At 68.5% G+C, this 20,629-nt stretch carries 18 protein-coding genes; 11 read left to right on the top strand and 7 right to left on the bottom strand.

Annotation, left to right across the window (positions count from 1 at the left end; genetic code table 11):
• Window positions 1–12 precede the first annotated feature (12 nt).
• The 3 genes from KBZ19_RS13535 (at window position 13) to KBZ19_RS13525 (ending at window position 5,972) form a co-directional block, all read left to right on the top strand.
• A complete protein-coding gene (locus KBZ19_RS13535; RefSeq protein ID WP_255101296.1) occupies window positions 13–3,888 on the top strand; it encodes a hydantoinase B/oxoprolinase family protein in 3,876 nt (1,291 codons plus the stop codon).
• Window positions 3,875–5,743 carry a gamma-glutamyltransferase gene (gene ggt / locus KBZ19_RS13530; protein ID WP_255101295.1) on the top strand — a complete coding sequence of 623 codons (1,869 nt, stop codon included), beginning with the start codon at window positions 3,875–3,877 and terminating at the stop codon, window positions 5,741–5,743. The genes KBZ19_RS13535 and ggt overlap by 14 nt, the downstream gene beginning before the upstream one ends.
• Window positions 5,744–5,831: 88 nt before the next feature.
• Entirely contained in the window at window positions 5,832–5,972 is a 141-nt protein-coding gene (locus tag KBZ19_RS13525; protein ID WP_255101294.1) for a hypothetical protein, read from the top strand.
• Here KBZ19_RS13525 and KBZ19_RS13520 read toward each other — a convergent pair.
• A complete protein-coding gene (locus tag KBZ19_RS13520; protein WP_255101293.1) occupies window positions 5,956–6,483 on the bottom strand; it encodes an HdeD family acid-resistance protein in 528 nt (175 codons plus the stop codon). The genes KBZ19_RS13525 and KBZ19_RS13520 overlap by 17 nt on opposite strands.
• Window positions 6,484–6,663: 180 nt before the next feature.
• Here KBZ19_RS13520 and KBZ19_RS13515 point away from each other — a divergent pair, with 180 nt between their 5' ends.
• The 8 genes from KBZ19_RS13515 (at window position 6,664) to ilvD (ending at window position 14,654) form a co-directional block, all read left to right on the top strand.
• Window positions 6,664–7,161, top strand: a complete 498-nt coding sequence (locus tag KBZ19_RS13515) for a DUF2231 domain-containing protein (protein ID WP_094513090.1) — start codon at window positions 6,664–6,666, stop codon at window positions 7,159–7,161.
• On the top strand, window positions 7,161–7,736 hold the full coding sequence (locus KBZ19_RS13510) for a DUF2231 domain-containing protein (protein ID WP_094513091.1): 576 nt from the start codon (window positions 7,161–7,163) through the stop codon (window positions 7,734–7,736). Before KBZ19_RS13515 ends, KBZ19_RS13510 begins: the two co-directional genes overlap by 1 nt.
• Window positions 7,733–8,656: a cytochrome c oxidase subunit II gene (locus KBZ19_RS13505; RefSeq protein ID WP_255101292.1), complete on the top strand. Its 924-nt coding sequence runs from the start codon at window positions 7,733–7,735 to the stop codon at window positions 8,654–8,656. The genes KBZ19_RS13510 and KBZ19_RS13505 overlap by 4 nt, the downstream gene beginning before the upstream one ends.
• 5 nt (window positions 8,657–8,661) lie before the next feature.
• Window positions 8,662–10,350, top strand: a complete 1,689-nt coding sequence (locus tag KBZ19_RS13500; RefSeq protein WP_255101291.1) for a cbb3-type cytochrome c oxidase subunit I — start codon at window positions 8,662–8,664, stop codon at window positions 10,348–10,350.
• 3 nt (window positions 10,351–10,353) lie between these two features.
• Window positions 10,354–10,965: a heme-copper oxidase subunit III gene (locus tag KBZ19_RS13495; RefSeq protein ID WP_255101290.1), complete on the top strand. Its 612-nt coding sequence runs from the start codon at window positions 10,354–10,356 to the stop codon at window positions 10,963–10,965.
• A complete protein-coding gene (locus KBZ19_RS13490; RefSeq protein ID WP_255101289.1) occupies window positions 10,962–12,476 on the top strand; it encodes a GMC oxidoreductase in 1,515 nt (504 codons plus the stop codon). The genes KBZ19_RS13495 and KBZ19_RS13490 overlap by 4 nt, the downstream gene beginning before the upstream one ends.
• Before the next feature lie 35 nt (window positions 12,477–12,511).
• Window positions 12,512–12,814 carry a hypothetical protein gene (locus tag KBZ19_RS13485; RefSeq protein WP_094513448.1) on the top strand — a complete coding sequence of 101 codons (303 nt, stop codon included), beginning with the start codon at window positions 12,512–12,514 and terminating at the stop codon, window positions 12,812–12,814.
• A gap of 169 nt (window positions 12,815–12,983) precedes the next feature.
• Window positions 12,984–14,654 (top strand): dihydroxy-acid dehydratase, encoded by a 1,671-nt coding sequence (gene ilvD / locus KBZ19_RS13480; protein ID WP_094513096.1) that lies wholly within the window; start codon window positions 12,984–12,986, stop codon window positions 14,652–14,654.
• Here the strand turns inward: ilvD and KBZ19_RS13475 are convergent.
• The 6 genes from KBZ19_RS13475 to KBZ19_RS13450 form a co-directional block, all read right to left on the bottom strand.
• A complete protein-coding gene (locus tag KBZ19_RS13475) occupies window positions 14,651–15,127 on the bottom strand; it encodes a hypothetical protein (RefSeq protein ID WP_255101288.1) in 477 nt (158 codons plus the stop codon). The genes ilvD and KBZ19_RS13475 overlap by 4 nt on opposite strands.
• Window positions 15,124–15,702, bottom strand: coding sequence for a CIA30 family protein (locus KBZ19_RS13470; RefSeq protein WP_255101321.1), 579 nt, complete (start codon window positions 15,700–15,702; stop codon window positions 15,124–15,126). The genes KBZ19_RS13475 and KBZ19_RS13470 overlap by 4 nt, the downstream gene beginning before the upstream one ends.
• Window positions 15,702–16,436, bottom strand: coding sequence for a 6-phosphogluconolactonase (gene pgl / locus KBZ19_RS13465; protein WP_255101287.1), 735 nt, complete (start codon window positions 16,434–16,436; stop codon window positions 15,702–15,704). Before pgl ends, KBZ19_RS13470 begins: the two co-directional genes overlap by 1 nt.
• On the bottom strand, window positions 16,436–17,851 hold the full coding sequence (gndA, locus tag KBZ19_RS13460) for an NADP-dependent phosphogluconate dehydrogenase (RefSeq protein WP_255101286.1): 1,416 nt from the start codon (window positions 17,849–17,851) through the stop codon (window positions 16,436–16,438). The genes pgl and gndA overlap by 1 nt, the downstream gene beginning before the upstream one ends.
• 86 nt (window positions 17,852–17,937) lie before the next feature.
• A complete protein-coding gene (locus KBZ19_RS13455) occupies window positions 17,938–19,233 on the bottom strand; it encodes a glucose-1-phosphate adenylyltransferase (RefSeq protein ID WP_255101285.1) in 1,296 nt (431 codons plus the stop codon).
• A gap of 78 nt (window positions 19,234–19,311) precedes the next feature.
• Window positions 19,312–20,622 (bottom strand): glutamyl-tRNA reductase, encoded by a 1,311-nt coding sequence (locus KBZ19_RS13450; protein WP_094513102.1) that lies wholly within the window; start codon window positions 20,620–20,622, stop codon window positions 19,312–19,314.
• Window positions 20,623–20,629: the final 7 nt, after the last annotated feature.

Below are 20,629 nucleotides of genomic sequence, written 5' to 3'. Positions count from 1 at the left end.
GAGCGGCCGCCGGTGAGCGGCAACCCCCGCAGCGACCCTCCCGGCTGGCGTTTCTGGATCGACCGCGGCGGCACCTTCACCGACCTGGTGGCGCTCAGCCCCAGCGGCGTCTGCAGCGTGCGCAAGCTGCCCTCACACCCGGCGCAGAGCGCCGCCGGCGCCGGCCCAGATCCTGCCGTGGTCGCCATCCGCGCGCTGCTGGAGGTGGCGCCGGATCAACCGATCCCCGCCGGCCTGATTGCCGACGTGCGGGTGGGCACCACGGTGGCCACCAACGCCCTGCTGGAGCGGCGTGGTGCTCCCACCCTGCTGCTGCTCAGCCGCGGTTTCGGCGACGCGCTGCGCATCGGCGATCAGCATCGCCCGGATCTGTTTGCGCTCGAGATCCGTCGGCCTGAGCCGCTGCACACCCGGGTGCTGGAGGTGGCGGGCCGCCTGGCGGCCGATGGCCGCGAGCTTGAGCCGCTGGTGCTGGATGACGCCCTGGCCCGGTCCCTGACCCAGGCGCGCGCCGATGGCCTGCGCAGTTGCGCCGTGGCCCTGCTGCATGCCGCCCGCCATCCCCGCCATGAACAGCAGCTGGGCGCCTGGCTGGAGCGCTTCGGGTTCGAGCAGGTGGCGCTGTCCCACGCGGTGGCTCCGCGGCCGCGGCTGGTCAGCCGCGCCCAGACCGCTGTGGTGGAGGCCTATGTGGGGCCGGCGCTGCAGGCCTATCTGGCGGGGTTGCGGCGGGCCCTCGGTGCCGGCACGCCGCTGCAGGTGATGCAGTCGAGCGGCGGCTTGCTGGCTCCCGAGCTGATCCGCGCCAAGGACACGATCCTCTCCGGGCCGGCGGGTGGCATGGTGGGCGCGCTGAAGGCGGCGGCAGCGGCTCGCGCCGGGCCCATCGATGCCAGGGCGATCGTGGGCTTCGACATGGGCGGCACCTCCACGGATGTCTTCCATGTGGTGGCAAGCGAACCTTCCCCCACGGGCTCGGAGCACGACGCGGTTGCCGAGCGCTGGGAACGCAGCGAACAGGCCGTGATCGCCGGGTTGCAACTGGAGGCGGCGATGCTGCCGATCCACACCGTGGCCGCCGGTGGTGGTTCCGTGCTCCATTTTGACGGCGAGCGGCTGCAGGTGGGCCCCGCGTCCGCCGGTGCCCAGCCGGGTCCGGCCTGCTACGGCCGCGGCGGCCCGCTCACCATCACCGATGCCAACCTGCTGCTGGGCCGGCTGCAACCCGATGGCTACCCGGCCCTGTTCGGTGCCACCGGCGACCAGCCGCTCGATCTGGAGCCCGTTAGCGCTGGCTTCGAGGCCCTGGCCGCCCGCATCGGCGCCGCCGTGGGGCAGCCGCAACAGCCGGAAGCCCTGGCGGAAGGTGCCGTGGCGATCGCCATCGACCATATGGCCGCGGCGATCCGGCGCATCTCGATTCAGCAGGGCCACGACATCCGCGGCGCCACGCTGGTGTGCTTCGGCGGGGCCGGTGGCCAGCACGCCTGCGCGCTCGCCGAAGCCCTGGAGATCGACACCATCCTTCTGCACCCCCTGGCCGGTGTGCTCTCCGCCTACGGCCTGGGTCAGGCCGATCAACGGCTGCTGCGCGAGCAGGTGGTGCGCGAGCCGCTCACGGCGTCGCTGCTGCCGCGCCTGATGGCCTGGGCTGAGGCGCTCACCGCCGCCGGCGCGCTGGCCCTCGGCGCTGCGCCCGATGGTCGCTGGACTGCCGGTGCCGGTGCCGGTGTCGGAGGGGAACCTGCTCGCGAAGGGGAACCTGCTGGCCCGGCCTCAACCCTGCGGCGGGAGGTGCGGGTGGCCTTGCGTTACCCCGCGAGCGAGGTGAGCCTGATCGTGCCTCTCGGAGAGATCGAGGGGATGGAGGCTGCCTTCGACGCCAGCCATCGCCGCCACTTCGGCCACGCGCAGGAGGCACGGCACGGGGCCGCCCCAGCTCTCGTGGTGGAGCGGCTGGAGGTGGAACTGGTCTGGCCGGCAGCAGCGGCCGGTGCTGTGCCATTGCTGTTGACGGATGGAGCCACGCCCCCCACTGTCCCCACGGTGTCGTTGTATGCAGGGGGCTGCTGGCACACCGTGCCGCTGGTGCGCCGGGAGTGGCTGGCGGTCGGCCAGACGCTGCAGGGACCGGCTCTGGTGCTGGAGTCGATCGGCACCCTTGTGCTGGCGGCGGGTTGGCGGGCCGAGGTGCTGCCGCAAGGCGAGTTGCTGCTCCAGCGCCCCGCCTCTGGCGAGCCCGCGGCTGTTGCCCCAGCTGCCACCACCTGCACCATCACAACAGCCACCTCAGGCGCTGCTGTGGCTGTCACCCGTGTGAGTAGCGCCGCTTCCGCGGCTGCAGCCGCCGTCGACCCGGTGCGTCTGGAGCTGTTCCATCACCGCTTCGCCGCGATCGCCGAGCAGATGGGGGAACGGCTGCGCCAAAGCGCCCGCTCCGTGAACATCCGCGAGCGGCTGGATTTTTCCTGTGCGCTCTTCGATGCCGATGGCGCCCTGGTGGCCAATGCGCCCCACATCCCGGTGCACCTCGGCTCCATGGGTGAAAGCCTTGCCAGCCTGCTGGAGATGGTGGGGCGCGGGGAACGGCCACCGCTGCGCCCCGGCGATGTGATCGCCACCAACGATCCTTACAACGGCGGCACCCATCTGCCCGACATCACCGTGATCAGCCCGGTGTTCGCCGGTGCTGATCGACCCTGCTTCTTCGTGGCCTGCCGCGGCCACCACGCCGATGTGGGCGGCCTCACCCCCGGCTCCATGCCGCCCCACAGCCGCTTGATCGACGAGGAAGGCCTGCTGCTCACCAACGTGCCGTTGCTGCGTGAGGGGGTGTTCGATGCGACGGCCTGGCAGCAGCGCCTGCAGGCCGGTCTGTGGCCGGTGCGCAATCCCGACCAGTTTCTCGCCGACCTGCAGGCGCAGATCGCGGCCAACCAGCTCGGGGCTGCGGAGTTGGAGCGCCTCTGCCGCCGCGAGGGGGTGGCGCAGGTCACGGCCTACATGGCCCATGTTCAGGACAACGCCGCGGCGGCCGTGCGGCGCGTGATCGGCACGCTGAAGGGTGGCCAATGGAGTGTGGAGCTCGACGGCGGCGCCCGCATCGCCGTGGCGGTGACGATCGATGGCAGTGCCCGCACGGCCTGCATCGACTTCAGCGGCACCTCCCCCCAGCAACCCGGCAACCTCAACGCCCCCCTGGCCATCACCAAGGCCGTGGTGCTCTACGTGTTTCGCTGCCTGGTGGCGGAGCCGATCCCCCTCAATGCCGGCTGTTTCCGGCCGCTGCAGCTGGTGGTCCCCGAGGGCTGCCTGCTGCGGCCAAGGCCGCCGGCGGCGGTGGTGGCGGGCAACGTGGAAACGTCCCAGGCGGTGGCCAATGCCCTGTTCGGGGCCCTCGGGGTGATGGCGGCGGCGCAGGGCACGATGAACAATCTCACCTTCGGCGATGCCGCTTGCCAGTACTACGAAACGATCTGCGGTGGCAGCGGCGCCGGCCTGGGATTCGCGGGTGCCGATGCGGTGCAGAGCCACATGACCAACTCCCGCCTCACCGATCCAGAAGTGCTGGAGCAGCGCTTTCCGGTGCAGCTGGAGAGCTTTCGCGTGCGGCAGGGCAGCGGCGGGACGGGCCGCTGGCGCGGCGGGGAGGGGGTGGAGCGGCGCCTTCGCTTTCTGCAACCGATGACGGTGTCGCTGCTGACGGGATCGCGACGGGTGCCCCCCTTTGGCCTGGCCGGCGGCGGACCGGGCGCGCTCGGTCGCAACAGCCTGGAGCGGGCGGGCCAGCCTGCCTTGCTGCTGGAGGGGGCCGCGCAGTTGCAGGTGCAGGAGGGTGACCTGCTGGAGATCTGCACCCCGGGGGGCGGCGGCTATGGCGAGAGCTGAGCAGCGGCTGTTGCGGCTGCTGGCGGCCGGCGCGCCGTTGCTGGTGCCGTTCTGGCCGCTGACGCTGTCGTTAGCACTGCCCTTTCCGTTGCAGTTGTCGGGGCGGGCCCAGGGGTTGCCGGTTGGTGCGGCGGCAGCGGCGGTGCCCGCCAATGTGTTGCAGGAGGCCGGCCAGCGCTTTCACCCCGTCGTGTCGGCAGGGGGCATGGTGGCCACCCAGGAGGCGCACGCCAGCCGGGTAGGCCGTGACGTGTTGCGGGACGGCGGCAACGCGGTGGATGCGGCGGTGGCGGCCTCCTTCGCCCTGGCGGTGACCCTGCCCCAGGCCGGCAACCTCGGCGGTGGTGGCTTCCTCGTGCTCTGGCGCCCGGAACCGGCCAGGGCGGGCACGCCGCTGCTGGAGGGAGAGCGGCGGGTGGGCCGAGGCCGGGCGGTCACGATCAACTTCCGCGAAACCGCACCCGCCGCCGCCCGGGCCGACCTCTTCCTCGATGCCAGCGGCCAGGTGGATCGCCAACGGGCCACCCGCAGCCTGCAGAGCACGGGCGTGCCCGGCACGGTGGCGGGCCTGCTTCTGGTCCAGCGCCGCTACGGCCGCTGGCCGCTGGCGCGGGTGATGGCGCCGGCGATCCGCCTGGCGGCAGAGGGGTTCCCGGTGAGTCGGGATCTGTCCCGCTCCCTGGAGAGCGCCGCCCCCCTGCTGCGCGCCGATCCCACCTCCGCGGCGCTGTTCTTCCGCCCGGACGGGCAGCCCTATCGCCCCGGCGAACTCTGGCGTCAGCCCCAGCTGGCCGCCACGCTCACCGGCATCGCCCGGCGCGGCGAGGCGGGCTTCTACCAGGGGCCGGTGGCCGAGAGTCTGGCCGCGCTGATGGGCCGCCAGGGCGGGCTGATCACCCTTGCCGACCTGGCCGCCTACCGCGCCCAGGCGCTGCCGCCATTGATCGGCAGCTGGCGGGGGCAACCGGTGATCACCATGCCGCCGCCCAGCTCCGGCGGGGTCACGCTGATTCAGCTGCTCGGGATGCTGGAGGGGTTCCCGCTGGCGGCCATGGGGCTGAACAGCGCCGCCACGATCCACGTGATGACCGAGGCCATGAACCTGGCCTACCGGGATCGGAACACCTATCTGGGCGACCCTCGCTTCGTGACGATGCCGCTGCAGCGTCTGCTCAGCCCGGCCTATGCGGCCGCCCAGCGCCGCCGCCTCCGCACCGACCGCCACACGCCCGCCGCCGAACTGGCGCCGCCACCGCCGGGCCGGCCGGAGGGCCCCAACACCACCCACCTCTCAATGATCGACCGCGACGGCCTGATGGTGGCCACCACCACCACGCTCAACTTTGCCTACGGCAACGGTGTGAGCGTGCCGGCTGCCGGCTTCCTGCTCAACAACGAGATGGACGATTTCACCGCCAAGCCGGGTGTGCCGAATGCCTACGGGTTGGTGCAGGGGGAAGCCAACGCCATCGCTCCGGGCAAGCAGCCGCTCAGTTCGATGAGCCCCACCCTGGTGCTTGATCGCAGCGGCGGCCCACTGCTGGCCACCGGCAGCCCGGGCGGGAGCCGCATCATCACCACCGTGCTGCAGGTGCTGCTCAACCGGCTGGAACACGGCCTCAACCTGGCCACGGCCGTGAGTGCACCGCGCTTTCACAGCCAGCTCTGGCCGGATGAAGTGGCGATCGAGCAGGGCTTCAGCTCCGACACGCTCGCCCTGCTGGAGGCGATGGGCCACCGGCTCCGGCCAGCCCGGGCGATGGGCTCGGCCCAGTCGGTGGAGGCTCTGCCGGGCGGAGGCAGCCTGGGGGTCGCCGATCCGCGCCGCCCCGACGCCCTCGCCGCCGGGGAGTGAGCCCGCGCCCTGCGCCACGGCAGAACGGGCGCCGAAGCCTCACAATCAGGCCCGACCGCCACTGACCGGCTGAAGCCGGTGAACCCCCATGGCTCCGTTGCTTCCGGTTCCGCTTGCTCCCGCAGTGTTCACCTTCCGCGACTGGCTCTGGAGTGGCGGGCTGATCGAGCTGTCCCTGGTGATGGCGGCGTTTCTGGTGGCTGCCTGGTTCGTCAAACGTTCCCGCTGACGGCGCCGGGATCAGGCGCGGTGAGCAGGTTGACGCCGGAGAAGGCCAGCGCCATGCCGAACAGGGTGCCGATCACCCAGAGACTGTCGCTGGGCCATTCCGCGATCAGCAGACCGCCCAGGATCGCGGTCACCAGACCGTCGGCGATCACCAGGCCCCTGGCCTGGCCATCGGCAGCGGCGCCGGCGGCCAGTTCCATCACCCCTTCGAAGGCCATGAGCAGGCCGACGAACAGGGTGAGGCTCACCTCACTGCTCACCGGAAACACCAGAATCCAGAGGCCACCGCCCACATACAGCAGCCCGCTGAGGCCGCGAAACAGCTTGGTGCTGAGGTCGCCGCCGCCGGTGAGACGCAGCAGCTGGGAGATCCCGCCTGCCACCGCCACCCCGCCCAGCACGATCGTCAGCAGCGTGGCTGACACGAACGGCAGGGCGATCGACAGGCCGGCAGCAGCGAAGACCAGGGCGGCAGCCAGCCAGCGCAACGGCTTGGACGCAGGAATCGACATCGGGCACGGTCTCGCGAAAGCCAACGCTAAAGGCAGAACCGGGACTGGCCTTTTCCCCCTGGATGACCCGCACGCTCCGATGTGTCGGGTTGCACAAACGCACTAGCTTTATTTCTTGATAATGACGCACCCGCCCGAAGCCAAGCTTCAAGGTGGGGCCAGCCATTCCCCTCTGCGGCCATGCTCGAGCTGTTGCCCCAGCTCAACGATCGCAACCTTCCCTGGATGGACACGATCCATCCGATCGTCGTCCACTTCGTGATCGCCATGGCCCTGATCGCGTTCCTGTTCGACGTGATCGGGCGCCTGGCCGGCAAGCCTGAGCTCTATGAGGTGAGCTTCTGGAACCTGCTGTTCGCCACTGCGGCGATCTTCGTGGCGATCATCTTCGGCCAGGTGGAAGCGGGCCTGGCCAACCCCTATGGCGAATCGCGCGAGATCCTCAACCTGCACAGCACGATCGGCTGGGCGCTGGCCGGCATCCTCTCGGTGCTCACGGCCTGGCGTTACGTGATCCGCAGCAAGGATCCGCGCCGCCTGCCGCTGGCCTTCCTCGGCGCCGGCTCGGTGCTGAGCGTGCTGGTGGTGGTGCAGGTGCTGCTGGGTAGCGAGCTGGTCTGGATCTACGGCCTTCACACCGTCAAGGTGGTGGAAGCGATGCGCGAGGGATTGGTGTGATGGCCCTCGGTCCGAACGGCCTCCCCTACAGCCTGCCGATTCACCCGAACCTGGTGCATCTCACCATCGGCCTGTTCATCATCGCCATCGCCTTTGATATCGCCGGGGCCCTGTTCCCGCTGGAGCGGCGTGTGTTCCGCTTTCTGGCGCTGCCGGTGACCCGCTCCGCCCTGCACGATGTGGGCTGGTACAACCTGCTGGCCTGCAGCGTGGTGAGCTTCTTCACCGTCACCGCCGGCTTTTTCGAGATGCAGCTGGCCGTGCCTCTGCCCGGCATCACCAGCAGCTTCGGCCTCAGCAGCACCGGCAGCATGCTCTGGCACGGCGCCGGTGGTCTGCTGCTGCTGCTGGTGATCGTGCTGATGACCGTGTGGCGGGGCTTTCAGCGCTATGCCTGGCGCCGCGAGATGGGGCGGCAGGTGCAGTGGAGCTACCTGGCCCTCGGCATCGTGATGTTCGCCCTGCTGGGGGTGCACGGCACCATCGGCGCCCAGCTGGCTGTCGAATTCGGCGTGCACGTCACCGCCAACCAGTTGCTGGCCGCCGGCGCCGATCTCCGTGAGGCTCTGCCATGACCAGCTCACCGCCCGCCTCTGTCAATCGGGCCGCGGTGGCCGCCGTCAGCGTCTGGGTGGGGCTGCTGGTGCTGCTGTCGCACTGGCTGGGGCAGCAGGCCTACCGCTGGCTGCCAGTGCAGGCCTCCAGCGCCGCCCCACTGGTCGACGACCTCTTCAGCCTCGAAACTGCGATCGCCTGCTTCGTGTTCGCCGGTGTGGTGTCGGTGATGGCGTACGTGCTGCTGTTCAACCGGGCCGAGAAATACGACATGGACGATGCCGCTCCGGTGGAGGGCAACACCGTGCTGGAGATCATCTGGACGGCGATTCCCCTGGTGCTGGTGATGGCGATCGCCTGGACGACCATCGGCGTCAACCGTGAGATCGGCGCCATCGGCCCCATGGACCACAGCCACGGCGACACCGCCGAGGCGATGGCCGGCGCCCCCACCGCCGAGATCCAGGTGATCGCCCGTCAGTGGTCGTGGGAGTTCCGCTACCCGGATGCGGCTGCGTCGAGCACCGAGCTGCACCTGCCGGTGGGTCGTCGCGTGAGCCTGCAGCTGGAGAGCGCCGATGTGATCCACGGCTTCTACGTGCCCGCCTTCCGCCTCAAGCAGCAGGTGATCCCCGGCCGCTCGATCGCCTTCTTCATCACCCCCACCCGCGAGGGTCGCTACCGCCTGCGCGATTCCGAATACAGCGGCACCTGGTTCGCCGCCAACCAGGTGGATGTGGTGGTGCAGAGCGAGGAGGCCTACCAGGACTGGCTCACCCGGGCGGCGGCCCAGCCCCTGCGGCCCGGCATCAGCGATGCCTCCCGGGAATACGCCCAGCAGCAATCCCGGCTGCGCGCCTCCGGCTATCCCACTGTGCCCCCGGCTCCCCCCCCAATGGTCAACGTGCCCGGCTCGAACACCCTTCCCCACGCAGGTTGACCCCCATGACCCTCACCTCTCTTGATCCCGGCATCCTCAAGGCCGCCCACCCGGTGCCGGGGGCACCGAACAACTGGAAGCGCTTTTTCAGCTTCAACACCGATGCCAAGGTGATCGGCATCCAATACATCGTGACCTCGCTGTTCTTCCTGTTGGTGGGAGGGCTGCTGGCGATGATCATGCGTGGCGAGCTGATCACGCCTGAGGCGGATCTGGTGGATCGCACCGTGTACAACGCGCTCTACACGATGCACGGCACGATCATGCTGTTTCTGTTCATTTTTCCGGTTCTCAACGGCCTCAACAACCTGTTGATCCCCTGCATGATCGGCGCCCCTGACATGGCCTTTCCGCGCCTCAATGCCGCCGCCTTCTGGCTTGTGCCTGTGTTCGGCGTGATCCTGATGGCCAGCTTCCTGGTGCCCGGTGGTCCGGCGGCCTCCGGCTGGTGGTCGTATCCACCGGTGAGCCTGCAGAACCCCCTGGGCCATCTGATCAATGGCGAAGCGCTGTGGATCACGGCGGTGGCCCTTTCCGGCGTGTCGTCGATCATGGGAGCGGTGAACTTCGTGACCACGATCCTGCGCATGCGCGCTCCCGGCATGACGTTCTTCCGGATGCCGATCTTCTGCTGGACCGCCCTCTGCGCCCAGACGATTCAGCTGATCGGCCTGCCCGCTCTCACCGGCGGCGCTGTGATGCTGCTGTTCGATCTGGTGGTGGGCACGTCCTTCTATCGCCCGGAAGGGGGCGGCGACCCTGTGCTCTATCAGCACTTCTTCTGGTTCTATTCCCACCCGGCGGTGTATGTGATCATCCTGCCGGTGTTCGGCATCTTCTCCGAACTGTTTCCCGTGCACGCCCGCAAGCCCCTGTTCGGCTACGTGTTCGTGGCGATGGCTTCGCTGGTGATCGTGGGCCTCAGCCTGGTGGTGTGGGTGCACCACATGTTCCCCAGCGGGGTGCCCCAGTGGATGCGGGATCTGTTCATGGTGTCCACGATGCTGATCGCGGTACCCACCGGCATCAAGGTGTTCGCCTGGCTGGGCACCCTGTGGGGGGGCAAGATCCAGCTGAACACACCGATGCTGTTTTCCCTCGGTGGCCTGTTCAACTTCGTGTTCGCCGGTGTGACCGGCATCATGCTGGCCACGGTGCCGGTTGACATCCACGTCAACAACACCTACTTCGTGGTGGGCCATTTTCACTACGTGATCTACGGCGCTGCCACCATGGGGGTGTATGCGGCGATCTATCACTGGTTCCCTAAATTCACTGGCCATATGTATTTCGAAGGGCTGGGCAAGCTCCATTTTTTGCTCACCTTTGTAGGCACCAATCTCAACTTCTTCCCGATGCATCCGCTCGGGTTGATGGGCATGCCCCGGCGCGTGTCGTCGTACGACCCGGAATTCGCCTTCTGGAACGTGATCGCCAGCCTCGGCGGCTTTCTGCTGGGGGTGTCGATCATTCCCTTCCTGCTCAACCTGGTGAGCTCCTGGGTGTGGGGGCCCAAGGCGCCGGCCAATCCCTGGAAAGCCATCGGCCTGGAATGGCTGCTCCCCTCCCCTCCTCCGGCCGAGAACTTTGAAGACAACGTTCCCACCGTGATCAGCGGCCCCTACGGCTACGGCACGGGCAAACCCCTGGTGGAGCACCAGGAGGCCTATGAACGTGCCCTGCAGGAGGCCTGAAGCATGACCACCCTTCCCACGGCGGCGCCCACCGGCCCCAGCCCGGCCCATGGCGAAGGCCACGCCAGCCATCCCAGCTACACACTCACCGGCTTCATCATTTTTCTCTGCTCCGAGAGCGTCATCTTTCTGGCGTTCTTCGCCGCCTATGCGCTGCTGAAATCCACCGCCACCAGCTGGTTGCCGCCGGGGGTGGAGGGGCTGGAGTGGCGCACCCCGCTGCAGTTCACAGTGGTGCTTGTGTCGAGCAGCGGCACGATCGCCGTGGCGGAGCACTTCCTCGGCCAGAAACGCCTGTGGGCCTTCCGCGCCTTCCTGCTGCTCACGATGGCGATGGGCTCCGTCTTTCTTTATGGCCAGGCGAGTGAATGGAGCGGCCTTTCGTTTGGCTTCACCAGCGGCACCTTCGGCGGTCTTTTCTATCTGCTCACCGGCTTTCACGGCCTGCATGTGGCCACCGGCATCCTGCTGATGGGCCTGATGCTGGGGCGCTCGTTCTATCCAGGCAACTACGACAACGGTGAACAGGGTGTCATCGCTGTTTCCCTGTTCTGGCACTTCGTGGATGTGATCTGGGTGCTGCTCTTTCTGCTTCTCTACGCCTGGCAAGCATGATCATTGATGACACCCACTACGACGTGATCGTCGTCGGCAGCGGCGCCGGAGGCGCCACCCTGGCCAGCGATCTGGCGGCGAAGGGCCGCTCGGTGCTGCTGCTGGAGCGGGGCGCCGCCTTGCCCCGAGAAGACCAGAACGTCGCGGATGTGGACCTGTTCCGCAAAGACCGCTACCACCCTGGCGAGCAGTGGTTCGGCACCGATGGCGATCCCTTCTCCCCCCAGGCGGTGTATGCCCTCGGCGGCAACACCAAGATCTGGGGGGCGGTGCTGGAGCGGATGCGGGAGCAGGAGTTCGGCCCGTTGCGCTATCAGGAAGCCACCGCACCCTCCTGGGGTCTCCCCTACAACCACTTCGCCCCCTGGTACGACCGGGCTGAAGCCCTCTACCGCGTGCATGGCCGCCAGGGGGTGGATCCCACCGAGCCCAGCCGTTTCGCCGCCTACGCCCGGTCGCCGCGGCCGCTTGATCCCTTGCTGGAGGAGCTGCGTGAAGGCCTCCGTCGCCAGTCGTGCCATCCCTACGACCTGCCGCTCAGCTGGTCGGAGGATCCGGCAGACCCAAGCGGCGATGCGGAGCTGTTCGGTGTCACCCCGGCGCTTGCAGGCGCCGGCACCTGCCTGCGCACCAACGCCAGGGTCAACCGCCTGCATGTGAATCCCGGCGGCACGGAGGTGCGCGGAGTGGAGGCGGAGATCGACGGCCAGAACTGGCTCTTTCGTGGTGATCAGGTGGTGCTGGCCGCTGGAGCCGTGAACACGGCGGTGATTCTGCTGCGCTCTGTCTCAGATCCCCATCCCGCCGGCCTGGCCAACGGCTCCGGCCAGGTGGGCCGCAACCTGATGCGGCCCCAGCTCACGGCGATCCTGCAGCTGGCGGCCCGGGCCAACTCCGGCGCTTACCCCCGCAGCCTCGGCGTCAACGACTACTACTGGGGTGACAAGAACGTGAGCTTCCCGCTCGGCCACATCGAGAGCGGCGGCGGCGTGCTGCAGGACGCCCTGTTCGCCGAATCCCCGCCGGTGCTTTCGCTGGTGACCCGGCTGCTCCCCAACGCGGCGTTGCGGCAGCTGGCGGCCCGCTCGGTGTGCTGGTGGGCGATGAGTGCGGTGCTGCCCGATCCGGACAATGCGATCACCCTGCGGCGTGACCGCATCCGCATCCACTACCTGCCCAACAATCTCGAAGCCCACGACCGGCTCGTCTACCGCTGGATCGACACCCTGCGGCGCACCGAAAAGGACCCCCTTACCCAGGTGGTGCGTCCCTCGCCGGTGCATCCCCGCGGCGAAGCACCGCTGGCGGTGATGGGCTACGCCTGCGGCACCTGCCGCATGGGCAGTGATCCGGCCAGCTCCGTGGTGGATCTGGCGGGGCGTAGCCATGAAGTGGCCAACCTCTGGATCGCCGATGCCAGCGTCTTCCCCAGCTGTCCATCGGTGTCGCCCGGCCTCACGGTGATCGCCAATGCCCTGCGCGTGGCGGATGCCTTGATGCACGCCTTCTAGGCTGTGTCACTGGGCTTTTGGATCGGAGCCACCTGATGGCAGGACACAACGGGTCAACGCGCGGCGGCAGCACCATCCTGGCCAGCGCTATCGCCGGGGCCGTGGTGGGAGCGGCCGGGCTGGCCTGGTGGCTGCTCGACGCCGCTGAGCGCCGCCGGCTGGCCGAGCGCCAGCGCCGTCGCCTCACCCTGTCGCGCTTTCAGGATGGCCCCAGCGAGGGAGAGGGCTACATCCGTCGCCCGCTGCTCGAAAAGGAGCTGCAGCACAAGGTTCAGGAGCTCAACCAGGCCATCGAGGATGTGCGCCGCCAGCTGGAGTGCCTAACCCCGGACAACTGATCCCCCCGCTGGCCCAACAGCCTTCAGCCCAGGCGCAAGCCAAAGGCCCGCCTCACGGCTCCTCCGGCTTGGAACCCTTCCCGCCGCACGCTGTGTTCTGCGGACTCTCCTGACGCGGAGGCTTTTCCTGCGGATCGGTAGGTTGATCTCCGGTGTTCCCCTGCCTTCCATGCTCCGCTCCGCCGCCATCACCGCAGGTGTCCAGCGTTCCCCCAACCGCGCCATGTTGCGGGCGGTGGGCTTCGGCGACGGCGACTTCGACAAGCCGATCATCGGCATCGCCAACGGCTACAGCACGATCACGCCCTGCAACATCGGCCTGAACGACCTGGCCCGGCGCGCTGAGCAGTCCGCCCACAGCGCCGGTGCCATGCCCCAGATGTTCGGCACCATCACCGTCAGCGACGGCATCTCGATGGGCACCGAGGGAATGAAGTATTCGCTCGTGTCGCGGGAGGTGATCGCCGATTCGATCGAAACCGCCTGCAACGCCCAGAGCATGGACGGCCTGCTGGCGATCGGCGGCTGCGACAAGAACATGCCCGGCGCCATGCTCGCCATGGCCCGCATGAACATCCCGGCGATCTTCGTCTATGGCGGCACGATCAAGCCCGGCCGGCTTGGTCCCTGTGATCTCACCGTGGTGAGCGCCTTCGAGGCGGTGGGTCAGTTTTCGGGGGGTCGCATCGATGAGGCGGAGCTGCTGGCGATCGAGAAGAACGCCTGCCCCGGTGCCGGCAGCTGCGGCGGCATGTTCACCGCCAACACGATGAGCTCGGCCTTCGAAGCGATGGGGCTCAGCCTGCCGGGCAGTTCCACCATGGCGGCGGAAGATCCGGAGAAGGCGGAGAGCGCCGCCCGTTCGGCGGAGGTGCTGGTGCGTGCCATCGAGGCGAACATCCGCCCCCGCGACCTGATCACCCGCGAGGCGATCGAAAACGCGATCAGCGTGATCATGGCCGTCGGCGGCTCCACCAACTCGGTGCTGCACCTGCTGGCGATCGCCCGCACCGCCGAGGTGCCGCTCACCATCGACGATTTCGAAACCATCCGCCAGCGGGTGCCGGTGATCTGTGACCTCAAGCCCAGCGGCCGCTACGTGACGGTGGATCTGCACCGGGCCGGCGGCATCCCGCAGGTGATGAAGCTGCTGCTCGATGCGGGCCTGCTGCACGGCGACTGCGGCACGATCGAGGGTCGCACCCTGCGTGAGGTGCTTGCCGATGTGCCCAGCGAGCCCCCGGCCGGTCAGGACGTGATCCGGCCGCTCTCCAATCCGCTCTATGCCAAGGGGCACCTGGCCATCCTCAAGGGCAACCTGGCGGAAGAGGGGGCGGTGGCCAAGATCAGCGGCGTCAAGACCCCCGTGATCACCGGCCCGGCCCGCGTGTTCGAGAGCGAGGAAAGTGCCCTGGAGGCGATCCTGGCCGGAGCTGTGGGGGCCGGCGATGTGGTGGTGGTGCGTTACGAGGGTCCCGTGGGTGGCCCCGGCATGCGCGAGATGCTCTCCCCCACCGCCGCGATCGTGGGCCAGGGGCTGGGCGAATCGGTGGCGTTGATCACCGATGGCCGCTTCAGTGGTGGCTCCTACGGCATGGTCGTGGGACACGTGGCACCGGAGGCAGCCGTGGGCGGCACCATCGCGCTGGTGGAAGAAGGCGACAGCATCACCGTGGACGCCCACCAGCTGCTGATTCAGCTGAACGTTGACGCGGCCGAGCTGGAGCGCCGGCGCGCTGCCTGGGTGGCCCCCGCCCCCCGCTACCGCACCGGCGTGCTGGGCAAGTACGCCCGCCTGGTGAGCAGCAGCAGTCTGGGGGCCGTCACCGATCCGGTCTAGGCCTGCCAGGGGGGCTCGCCCGCAGGGCCTGCAGCCTGTGCAGGGTCCTCTCCGTGTGCATCGGAGGGGAGGCTGAGCAAGGCGCGCAGACGCCGGGCCAGGGCTTCCAGCGGGGCACCGGCCGGCGGCCGCTCGGTGCGCAGCCCCGTCTCCCCATCCATCCAGACGGGGTGCTGGCCGTGCCAGAGCATCGGTTGCTCCGGTTGCTCCGGCCAGCTGAGCATCATGTGGAGGTCGTTGCCGCTGCGGTAGAGCTCCAGCTCGATGTCCTGCTGCGGCAGCCGCTCCCCGTCGATCCCCCGTGGCTGCAGGCGCAGGCAGCAGTCGCCAGGCCCGCCCGAGCTTTCGCTGGCGGAGCCTTCACAGCCGGAGGCCCCGCTGTCCATGGCTCCCACCACCGCATGGCGGTGCGGTTTGAGGCAGAGATCGGCCGCGGCGGCGATCCGCCGGCTGAGCTCATCGGCGGCGCTCACGGCACCGCTCGCACCGCCACCAGAGACAACTGCAGCGGGCCGGCCCGGAAGCCTGCGTTCAGCTGGCCGTCGTCGCCGAACTTGGAATGCAGCACCTGCAGCCGCGTGACCCGGCCGGGATCGAAGCGCAGCGGCAGGTTCAGCGGGCGGGCCCGCACCGAGGGCCGCAGCTGAGCGAAGGGAATCTCCACCCGTTGGGGCGGCTGGTCAGGCGCGCTGACGCTGGTGTCGAACTCCGCCACCCAGCGCAGCCCGCCGGGGATCAGCTCGGTGAGCCCGGCGACGCCATCTGCGCAGGCCACGGCCAGCTTGTAGCGGCGGCCGTCGCCACGCAACTCCAGCTGCAGGGCGCGGTAGTCGCCCAGGTTCAGCGGCGGGGAGAACAGCGGCGAGCGGCAACTCACGAAGCCACCGCCCTGCTCCACCACATCGGCCTCCAGCACCAGCCCCTCCGGGCCGATGCGGCAGACGCCGCTGCTGCGTCCTCCCATGATCGTGTCGTTCAGGGCCAGCCAGCCGCTGAACCCGTCGCCGCTCACCACCACCAGCGGTGCCACCATGCCAGCCGGCTCCATCAAGGCTCCAAGCCTGCCGCAGCGGCGGGATCGGCGAGGATCAGCACCGGAGTGAGGGGCTTCACCAGCCGGGCCGGGGTGCGCACGGCCGGCTCGTTCGGATCAAGCAGGCGTTGCAGGGCCTGGCGCTTGCCTGCCCCGCTCACCAGAAACACCACCTGGCGCGCGGCACTCAGCACCGGTGCGGTGAGGGTCACGCGGGGCAGGCCCTTGCCCTCGCTGATCGTCACCGGGCGATCCACCACCGTGGTGGCCGCCGTGCCTGGAAACAGCGAGGCGGTGTGGCCGTCTTCCCCCAGACCCAGCAGCACCACATCCAGCACAGGCGGATCGCCGGCGCAGAGGCGAGCCAGCATGGCCGCGAAGGCGGCGGCGCTGGCTTCCGGCGTGTCCTGATCGGTGGGGACGGGATGAAAGCAGGCCTCCCGGCCGGGGCCGGCGGCCAGCAGGGAGCGGCTCAGCAGCAGCGCATTGCTGGAGGGGTCGTCGGCCGGCACCCAGCGCTCATCCCCGAGCAGCACGTCCACCCGGTTCCAGGGCAGATGGGCCGCGCCGAGATGGCGATAGGCGGCCTCCGGGGTGGTGCCACCGGCGAGGGCGATCTGGGCCCGCTCCCGCTCCGCCAGCCCCAGGTCGATGGCAGTGGCGATCGTGGTGGCGGCGCACTCGGCCAGCTGCTCCTGCCCCCCGGCTACCACCTTCAGCTGATAGGTGGGCGATGGGGTGTGCTCCATCAGAGCCACTCGGTGTGGAAGGCACCGTCGCGGTCCACCCGTTGATAGGTGTGGGCGCCGAAGCAATCGCGCATGGCCTGCAGCAGGTTCTGGGGCAGGCGGGCGGTGCGGTAGCTGTCGATGTAATCGAGCGTGCTGCTCAGGCAGGGCACGGGAATGCCGGCCTGGGCCGCATCTGCCACCACCTGGCGCAGGCCGGGCAGCCGGCGGTTGATCTGTTCGGCGAACCAGGGGTCCACCATCAGGTTCGCCAGACCCGGATTGGCGTCGTAGGCGTCCTGGATGCGCTGCAGCAGGCGGGCGCGGATGATGCAGCCCCCCTTCCAGATCTGGGCGATCGCGGACAGGTGGAGGTTGTAGTCGTGCAGCTTGGAGGCTTCCACCAGCAGGGCCATGCCTTGGGCGTAGCTGGCGATGCAGGCAAGGATCACCGCATCGCGCAGCGGCGGCAGGCCTTCGGTGGGCTCGCCGAGCTGCACGGGGTGGGGCGCCGGACCCGGCAGCACCGATTCAGCGGCCACCCGCTCGGATTTCATCGAGCTCATCACCCGCCCGTTCAGGGAGGCGTAGATGGTGGGCACGGGCACTCCCATTTCCAGCGCGCTGATCACGGTCCAGAGGCCGGTGCCTTTCTGGCCGGCCACGTCGAGGATCTTTTCGACCAGGTCGCCGCCATCCTCGGGATCGCGGGTGCGCAGGCACACCTCGGTGATCTCCACCAGATAGGAGGAGAGCTCCTCCAGCTGGTTCCAGCCGTCGAACACATCGGCCATGGCGATGCCATCGAGGCCGGCGCCGCGCTTCATCAGGTCGTAGGCCTCCACAAGGATCTGCTCGATCCCGTACTCGATGCCGTTGTGCACCGTCTTGACGAAATGGCCGGCGCCACCGGGGCCGATGTAGGTGACGCAGGGGCCGTCCTCCACCTGGGCGGCCATCTTGGTCACCAGGCTCTCAATGGCGTCGTAGGCCGCCTTGGTGCCGCCGGGCATCATGCTCGGCCCCTCTAGGGCGCCCTTGGCGCCACCGGACACCCCCATGCCGATGTAGCCGAAGCTCTTGCTCTCCAGCTCCTTCACCCGCCGCTCGGTGTCGGTGTAGAGAGAGTTGCCGCCGTCGATCAGCAGATCGCCATCCTCCAGGTACGGGGAGATGGCGGCGATGGTGTCGTCGATCGGCTGGCCCGCCTTGATCATCATCAGGATGCGGCGGGGGCGCTCCAGGCTGGCCACGAACTCCTCAAGGGAGTGGGCGCCGATGATCTGAAGGCCGGCGCCGCGGCCGTTGAGGAACTCTTCCGTCTTGGCCCAGGTGCGGTTGTAGACGACGCTGGAGAAGCCGTTGCGCTCAGCGTTGAGGACCAGGTTTTCGCCCATCACGCCCAGGCCGATCAGGCCGAAGTGCGCTTTGCTCATGTGGGTTGGGCTGCAAACCTTTCTGAGCCAGTGTGCCCCTGCGGCCCGCCCGACGCCGCCGCCTGCGCGGCTGTGTCAGCAACCGCTCAGATCACGGTGCCGTCAGCGATGGTGGCGTTCTTCTCCACCACCACGATGCCGTTGCGGATGTAAAAGCCCAGCTCCGGCCGGTCGGCTTCCTCGATGTGGTCCTTGTTCACGATCGTGACGTTGCGGCCGATGCGCACGTTCTTGTCGAGGATCGAGCGCCGCACGGTGGTGCCATTGCCCACGCCCAGCGGGATGCCGCCCCGCTCGCGCAGCACGGCCCGCTCTTCCGCCGATTCGAAGTAGTCGGCGCCCATCACCAGGGTGTCCTGAAGCACCACTTCGGCCTCGATGCGCGAGCGCACGCCGAGCACGCAGTGGTGGATGCTGCAGGCCTGCAGCAGCGAGCCTTCACCGATGATCGACTGCGTGACCTGGGTGTCCAGCAACTTGCTGGGGGGCAGGTAACGGGGCCGTGTGTAGATGGGGAATTTCTCGTCGTAGAAGGAGAAGGCCGGGCTGGGTTGGTCGGTGAGCGCCAGGTTGGCCTCGTAGAACGCCCCGATCGTGCCGATGTCCTCCCAGTAGTCGTTGAAGACGAAGCTGCTGAGCTTGTCGCCCCGCGCCAGGGAGGTGGGGATGATCTCCTTGCCGAAGTCGGTGGCTTCGGGATTGCTCACCAGCAGGTCGAACAGGGTGTCGCGGCTGAACACATAGATGCCCATCGACGCCAGGTAGGGGCGCTTGAGGGCCTCGTCGGCCGAGAGGCCGTGGCGGGAGGTGTCGACCGCCATCGCTTCCAGGGCGGCGCCCTTCGGCTTCTCGCTGAACTCGCGGATCCACCCCTGGGGATCGGTACGCATCAGGCCGAAGCCCTCGGCCTGGGCTGCATCCACCGGCAGCGCCGCCACGCTCAGGTCGGAGCCGGTGTCGATGTGGTGGCGCACGAAGCTGCTGTAATCCATCCGGTAGAGCTGGTCGCCGGAGAGAATCAGGTAGTGGTCCACGTCCCATTCGTGGAACAGCCACTGGTATTTGCGCACGGCGTCCGCAGTGCCTTCAAACCAGCTGGGGCTGTCAGGGGTCTGCTGAGCCGCGAGCACCTCCACGAACCCCTGCCCGAAGCCGGCGGAGAGGTTGTAGGTCTGGGTGAGGTGGCGGTTGAGCGACGCGCTGTTGAACTGCGTCAGCACGTAGATCTTGTTGACCCCGGAGTTGATGCAGTTGCTCACCGGGATGTCGATGAGCCGGTATTTACCGGCCAGCGGCACCGCCGGCTTGGCCCGCATCTTTGTGAGCGGGTAGAGCCGGGTGCCCGCTCCGCCGCCGAGGATGATCGCCAGAACCCGCTTCATCACTGCCCCCAAGGACTGCTGTTGTCAGCATTCGAGCACCGTACCGGAGCACGTGACCCCCGGTCGGTGGTCTGGAATTCAGCCCTCACCGCTGGACTCATCGAGCGCGAAAAGTTCATGGAGCACTTTCATGGATTGATGGCGTTGCTGGCGTGGCTGGGGCGCCCGCAGGTGGGTGACCGGGCTGTGCAGGATCTTGTTGACGATGCCTTTGGTGAGGGCTTCCACCACCTTGCGCTCCCGCGCTGAAAGGTCGGGGCCCATGCGGCTGAGCGCTTTCTGCAGTTCCTGTTCGCGGATCAGCTCCAGCTGCTGGCGGAGCCGGTTGAGGGTGGGCACGGCTTCCAGGCCGTCCCACCAGTCGAGGAACTGGCGAGCTTCCTCCTGCAGCAGCCCTTCGGCTTCGGCGGCGATCTCACGGCGGGCCTCCTGATTGCGGGCCACCACCTCCTGCAGATCGTCCACATCGAAGGCCTCCACCCCACCCAGGGCAGCGACGTCGGAGCTGATGTTGCGGGGCACGCCGATGTCGATCAGCTTCAGCGAGGAGCGGCGGTTGAGACCCTGCAGCCGGGCGGCGTCGATGATCGGCTCATCGGCTGCCGTGCTGGTGAACACCAGCGAGCAGGTGCTGAGGCAATGGTCCAGGTCTTCGAGCGGCCGGCATTGCACCGGCAGCTCGGGAAAATCAGCCGCCAGGGCCTCCGCCCGTGACACGGTGCGATTGAGCAGCACCAGAGCGCGGCAGCCCTTGGCCTGCAGGTGCTGCAGCAGCAACCGGGACATGCGCCCCGCTCCCACCACCGCCACCTGCTCGCCCTCGAGCGACACGAGGTCGTCGACGCCGCGGCTCTGGCCCACCTTGAGCTGGGCCAGCTCCACCGCCGCCGAGCTGATCGACACGGCGCCAGTGCCGAGATTGGTTTCGGTACGTACCCGCTTGCCGGTGCTCACCGCTTGGGTGAGCAGCCGGTTGAGGATCGGGCCGATCGAGCCATGCTCCTGGCCCAGCCGCACCATCTTCTTCACCTGGGAGAGGATCTGCCCTTCCCCAAGCACTAGGCTGTCGAGCCCTGCCGCCACCCGCAGCAGATGACCCACCGCCTCTTCATGGTGATACGTGAAGAGGTGGGGGGTGAGTTCGCCGAAATCAAGGCCCGAGTGCTGGCTCAGGAAGGAGCCAACGGCCGTGATGCCCTGCTCCGGATGGCGCAGCAGCGTGTAGATCTCAAGCCGGTTGCAGGTGCTGAGGATGGAGGCCTCGAGCACCTGGGCATCGCCGCGCAGGATCTGGAGGGATTCCTCCATCGTCTGCTCCGGGATGCTGAGGCGCTCCCGGATTTCGACTGGAGCCGTGCGATGGCTGAGCCCGACGACGGCGATGTGCATGGGGTGG

Source organism: Synechococcus sp. L2F (genome assembly GCF_024345695.1).
Lineage (GTDB): Bacteria > Cyanobacteriota > Cyanobacteriia > PCC-6307 > Cyanobiaceae > MW101C3.
This window is presented reverse-complemented; position numbering and strand designations above follow the sequence as displayed.

Bases quoted from the DNA above. Each gene is read 5' to 3' on its own strand.
- KBZ19_RS13525 (WP_255101294.1), top strand. From the start codon at position 5,832: ATGGCTCCGTTGCTTCCGGTTCCGCTTGCTCCCGCAGTGTTCACCTTC.
- ilvD (WP_094513096.1), top strand. From the start codon at position 12,984: ATGCTCCGCTCCGCCGCCATCACCGCAGGTGTCCAGCGTTCCCCCAAC.
- pgl (WP_255101287.1), bottom strand. From the start codon at position 16,436: ATGGAGCACACCCCATCGCCCACCTATCAGCTGAAGGTGGTAGCCGGG.
- KBZ19_RS13505 (WP_255101292.1), top strand. From the start codon at position 7,733: ATGACCAGCTCACCGCCCGCCTCTGTCAATCGGGCCGCGGTGGCCGCC.
- KBZ19_RS13470 (WP_255101321.1), bottom strand. From the start codon at position 15,702: ATGGAGCCGGCTGGCATGGTGGCACCGCTGGTGGTGGTGAGCGGCGAC.
- KBZ19_RS13500 (WP_255101291.1), top strand. From the start codon at position 8,662: ATGACCCTCACCTCTCTTGATCCCGGCATCCTCAAGGCCGCCCACCCG.
- ggt (WP_255101295.1), top strand. From the start codon at position 3,875: ATGGCGAGAGCTGAGCAGCGGCTGTTGCGGCTGCTGGCGGCCGGCGCG.
- KBZ19_RS13510 (WP_094513091.1), top strand. From the start codon at position 7,161: ATGGCCCTCGGTCCGAACGGCCTCCCCTACAGCCTGCCGATTCACCCG.
- KBZ19_RS13495 (WP_255101290.1), top strand. From the start codon at position 10,354: ATGACCACCCTTCCCACGGCGGCGCCCACCGGCCCCAGCCCGGCCCAT.
- KBZ19_RS13490 (WP_255101289.1), top strand. From the start codon at position 10,962: ATGATCATTGATGACACCCACTACGACGTGATCGTCGTCGGCAGCGGC.
- KBZ19_RS13450 (WP_094513102.1), bottom strand. From the start codon at position 20,622: ATGCACATCGCCGTCGTCGGGCTCAGCCATCGCACGGCTCCAGTCGAA.
- gndA (WP_255101286.1), bottom strand. From the start codon at position 17,851: ATGAGCAAAGCGCACTTCGGCCTGATCGGCCTGGGCGTGATGGGCGAA.
- KBZ19_RS13515 (WP_094513090.1), top strand. From the start codon at position 6,664: ATGCTCGAGCTGTTGCCCCAGCTCAACGATCGCAACCTTCCCTGGATG.
- KBZ19_RS13520 (WP_255101293.1), bottom strand. From the start codon at position 6,483: ATGTCGATTCCTGCGTCCAAGCCGTTGCGCTGGCTGGCTGCCGCCCTG.
- KBZ19_RS13455 (WP_255101285.1), bottom strand. From the start codon at position 19,233: ATGAAGCGGGTTCTGGCGATCATCCTCGGCGGCGGAGCGGGCACCCGG.
- KBZ19_RS13485 (WP_094513448.1), top strand. From the start codon at position 12,512: ATGGCAGGACACAACGGGTCAACGCGCGGCGGCAGCACCATCCTGGCC.